Origin of the sequence: Pseudomonas sp. LAM2023 (assembly GCF_016620375.1) — a bacterium.
Taxonomy (GTDB): domain Bacteria; phylum Pseudomonadota; class Gammaproteobacteria; order Pseudomonadales; family Pseudomonadaceae; genus Aquipseudomonas; species Aquipseudomonas anuradhapurensis.
The window spans coordinates 1-965 of the sequence record NZ_JAENHV010000033.1 but is presented as its reverse complement, the minus strand read 5'-3'; the positions used below and the strand labels follow the sequence as shown (position 1 = coordinate 965).

General features: G+C 62.4%; 1 pseudogene. It reads left to right on the top strand.

Features of this window, described 5'->3' with window-relative positions:
- Nucleotides 1-965, top strand: a pseudogene (locus tag JKP78_RS19825) (RHS repeat protein); the annotation flags it as partial.

Sequence of the window (965 nt, the reverse complement as noted above, 5' to 3'; positions counted from 1 at the left end):
CGCCTGGAATGGGACGAGAACATTCGCCTGACCTACGTCACCGACGCCCACGGCCAGGAGACCTGGTACTACTACGACATCCTCGGCCACCTGTACCGCGTGCGCTATCCGGATGAGCGCTCGGAGTGGATCTTCCGCGACGAGCGCAAGAATGTGGTGCGCCATGTGCACGCCGACGGCAGCGAAGACCGTTACGACTACGACGAGCAAGGCAGCGTCATCCGTCATATCCGGGCTGACCACAGTCAGGTCCACATCGCCTATGATGACCGTCGTCACCCGATCAAGATCCGCGATGCCGAAGGTGGCCTGTGGCTGCGTGACTACGACAAGAAAGGCAACCTGGTCGAGACCACCGACCCGCTGGGCAACAAGACCGAATTCGCCTACACGCCTTCCGGGCTGGTCAAGGCGATCAAGGATGCCAACGGCAACGAGAAGAAGCTGGCCTACAACGCAGCGGATCAACTGGTCGCATACACCGACTGTTCGGGCAAGACCAGTCATTGGGAATACGACGACTTCGGCCAGCTGGTGCAGTTCACCGATGCGGCGGGCAACAAGACGGTCTACCAATACAAGGCTGGCCAGCTCGCAAAAGTCATCCACCCGGACAATACCGAAGAGCGCTTCGAGCGCGATGCCGAAGGCCGCCTGCTGGCCCATGCCGATGCGCTGGACCGCTGCACCACCTGGGCCTACAACAGCGCGGGCCTGCTTGCCGAGCGGGTCGATGCCAACGAGCACACCTTGCGCTATCGCTGGGACAAGCTGGGCCGCCTGATCGGCCTGGAGAACGAGAACGAGAGCAAGGCCGACTTCCTCTACGACCCGGTCGGGCGGTTGCTGCAGGAGCAAGGCTTCGACGGGTTGGTGACGCGTTACCAGTACGATGCTGATACGGGCCGGCTGGCAAGTACCCAGGTCGGCCAGCGCCGCATCGACATCACCTTCGACCCGGTGGG